Annotated in this window: 1 protein-coding gene and 3 pseudogenes; all 4 read left to right on the top strand. The window is 65.3% G+C overall.

What is annotated here, in order from left to right:
• Nucleotides 1-151, top strand: a pseudogene (locus JCM25156_RS31115) (threonine synthase); the annotation flags it as partial.
• A 75-nt stretch (nucleotides 152-226) separates the two neighbouring features.
• The gene (locus tag JCM25156_RS11595; RefSeq protein WP_025813210.1) at nucleotides 227-1,492 is read left to right on the top strand and encodes a M16 family metallopeptidase; all 1,266 of its coding nucleotides are present in this window, start codon (nucleotides 227-229) and stop codon (nucleotides 1,490-1,492) included.
• Nucleotides 1,489-2,826 (top strand): annotated as a pseudogene (locus tag JCM25156_RS23810) (TldD/PmbA family protein). Before JCM25156_RS11595 ends, JCM25156_RS23810 begins: the two are co-directional and overlap by 4 nt.
• Before the next feature lie 159 nt (nucleotides 2,827-2,985).
• A pseudogene (locus JCM25156_RS11585) lies at nucleotides 2,986-3,409 on the top strand (Tim44 domain-containing protein); the annotation flags it as partial.

The following is a 3,409-nucleotide window of genomic DNA, read 5'->3' as shown; positions in this document are numbered from 1 at the left end:
CCGCATGGCGCAGGCCACCGGCATCCGTCCCGCCCTGCCCGCCGCGCTGGCTGATCTGTACGACCGCCCCGAGCGTTACAGTGTGGTTGCGGCGGATCTGACCGTGATTGAGGACAAGGTGCGCGCCGCCGTGCTTTCCAACGCGAACTGAACCTTTTTCCTTCCATTTACGCCAACAAGGGGCGGCACAGGCACGATCCCGCGCCGTGCGGCCCGCAGGACCAGCATGACCGACCTGATCAATGTGACCCGACTGGACTCCGGCCTGACCATCGTGACCGAACGGATGGAACGGGTGGAGACCGTGTCCCTCGGGGCGTATGTCGCCGCGGGCACCTGCAATGAAACCGCGCAGGAAAACGGGGTTTCCCATTTTCTGGAACATATGGCCTTCAAGGGAACCGGCACCCGCACCGCCATCGGCATCGCGGAGGAAATCGAGAATGTCGGCGGGCATATCAACGCCTACACCGCACGTGAGCATACGGCCTATTACGTCAAGCTGCTGAAGGAAAACCTGGCGCTGGGCGCGGATATCATCGGGGACATCCTGACCCATAGCAGCCTTGCCGCCGATGAGCTGGAGCGTGAGCGCGGCGTGATCTTGCAGGAAATCGGGCAGGCGAACGACACGCCCGATGACATCGTGTTCGACCATTTTCAGGAAACCGCCTTCCCCGACCAGCCCATGGGCCGCCCCACGCTGGGCACGGAAGCCGGTATCCGCGCCATGTCGCGCGCGACACTGGTCAACTACATGGGCACCCACTACACGGCGGGAAACACCATTGTCGCGGCAGCGGGAAACCTTGAGCACGCCCGCGTGGTGGATCTGGTGCAGCAGCATTTCCATGACCTGCCCACCGGGGTCGTGCCCCCGCAGCCCACCGTGCAGTACGTGGGCGGTGAGTTCAGCCAGGAGCGTGAACTGGATCAGGCGCATATCGTGCTGGGGTTCCCCTCCATGCCCTATGGCGATCCGGACTATTATCCCGCGCTGCTGCTGTCCACGCTGCTTGGCGGTGGCATGTCGTCGCGCCTGTTCCAGGAAATCCGGGAAAAACGCGGGCTGGTCTATTCTGTCTATTCCTTCAACGCTCCCTTCCGCCAGGGCGGGCTGTTCGGCATCTACGCCGGAACGGGGGAGACGCAGGTGGCCGATCTCATTCCCGTAACGCTGAACGAACTGGGCAAGGTCCGCCACACGGTCACGGCCGCCGAACTGGCGCGGGCGCGGGCGCAGCTCAAGTCCTCGCTGCTCATGTCGCTGGAAAGCACGGGCAGCCGGTGCGAACAGCTTGCCCGCCAACTCCAGATTTTCGACCGTCTCATCCCCACGGCGGAAACCGTGCGCCGGGTTGACGCCGTCACGATCGAAGACGTGCAGCGCGTGGCGACCCGCATCTTCAGCGGCAGGCCCACGCTGACATCGCTCGGCCCGGTCCGGCACCTTCCCTCGCTCGACAGCATTACAGGGGCACTGGCGGCATGAGTACCGACCCGATTGACCAGATCTCCACCCTGATCGCGCGCGCGCGCGCCGCCGGGGCCGATGCGGCGGACGCCGTCTATATCAGCCGCACGGCGCATGGCGCGCAGGTACGCAATGGCCGGACGGAAGACCTTGAACGCTCCGAAACATGCGATCTGGCCTGCGGGTGTTCGTGGGCCAGCGCGCGGCCATTGTCTCGGCCACGGCGCTGGATCCCACCCGTTTCGACACACTGGCCGAGCGCGCCGTGGCCATGGCCCGTGTCGTGCCCGAGGACCGTTTCGCCGGGCTGTGCGCGCAGGCCGAAACCGGGTTTGTCGACGCCACGGGACTGGATCTGTTCGACCCCACCGAACCCACGACCACCGACCTGATCGCCCGCGCCCGCGTGGCGGAGGATGCGGCGCTGGCGGTCAGGGGCGTTTCCAACAGCAATGGCGCGTCGAGCAGCTTTGGCCTGTCGGACATCATCCTCATGACATCCGCCGGTTTTTCGGGCCGGTACGCCCGCACCAGCCATTCGGTTTCCGTCAGCACCGTGGCGGGGTCCGGCACCGCGATGCAGCGTGACTACGACTATCATTCCGCCGTGCATCTGTCGGATCTGGAAGATGCCAGCCTGATCGGGCGGCGCGCGGGGGAACGGACCGTGGCGCGGCTCAACCCGGTGCGTCCGCGCACGGGGCGCATGCCCATCGTGCTGGACCCGCGTGTATCGACCAGCATGCTGAGGCACCTGTCGGGCGCGATCAATGGCGTGGCCATCGCGCGTGGCACGTCCTTCCTCAAGGACGCGATGGGCAACCGCATCATGCCCGCGGGCATCACCATTATTGATGACCCGCGCCGGGTGCGTGGCACCGGCGCCCGCCCGTTTGACGGCGAAGGCATGCTGAGCGCGGCCAATACGCTGGTGGAAGATGGCGTGCTGAAAACATGGGCGCTCGACTCGCGCTCCGCCCGTCAGTTGGGCCTGAAATCCAATGGCTGCGCCAGCCGGGGCACATCGGGACCGCCCTCACCCTCACTGGGCAACATGTACATGACGCCGGGCAGCCTGACGCCGGTCGCCCTCATGGCCGATATTGCCGAAGGGATTTACATCACCGAGATGATGGGTTCCGCCATCAACGGCATTACCGGTGATTACAGCCGGGGCGCGGCAGTTCATGATCCGTGATGGCGTGCTGGCCGAACCGGTTGCGGAACTGACGGTGGCGGGCAACCTGAAGGATATGTTCCTGCGGCTGGTCGCGGCCAATGACCTGACCTTCCGCCAGTCCACCAACGCCCCCACCATCCGTATTGATGACATGATGATCGCCGGGGCCTGAGAACCGGAAACCGCCTTTCCGTGATTTCATGTTTCTGTAAGCCTATGCCCCCTGTTACGGGGGCATGGGCTTACTTATATCTGTAACAGCGGCCAGATCACGGACGGGCCGCACGGATAAAGATGGTTCCGACACAGGATTGCAGATACCCTGACCCAGATGAAAAAAATTTCTCCGCGCACAACGCCGCGTAAAAACTTCGCCCTTGCCGCCGTCGCCGCCCTGACCATGCTGCCGCTGCTGGCCCAGCCCCATGTGGCCGATGCCCGTGCGGGGGGTGGCTATTCCATGGGTAGCCGTGGGGGACGCACCTATAGCGCGCCCGCGCCATCCCAGACCGCGCCCTATGGCGCAAGCCCCTTCCAGCAGACGATGACGCCACGCCAGATGCCCGGCTACGGCTCACGCATGCCGTTCGGGGCGGGTGGCGCCATGGCCATGGCGCGGCCCCGCCACCCGTTCATGAACGGGTTCATGGGCGGGCTGATCGGCGCGGGCCTGTTTGGCATGCTGTTCGGGCATGGCATGTTCGGCCCCGGCATGGGGGGGAGCGGCTTCCTGGGCCTGCTGATCCAGCTGGCGC

The sequence above is a fragment of the Komagataeibacter kakiaceti JCM 25156 genome, assembly GCF_000613305.1.
This window is presented reverse-complemented; position numbering and strand designations above follow the sequence as displayed.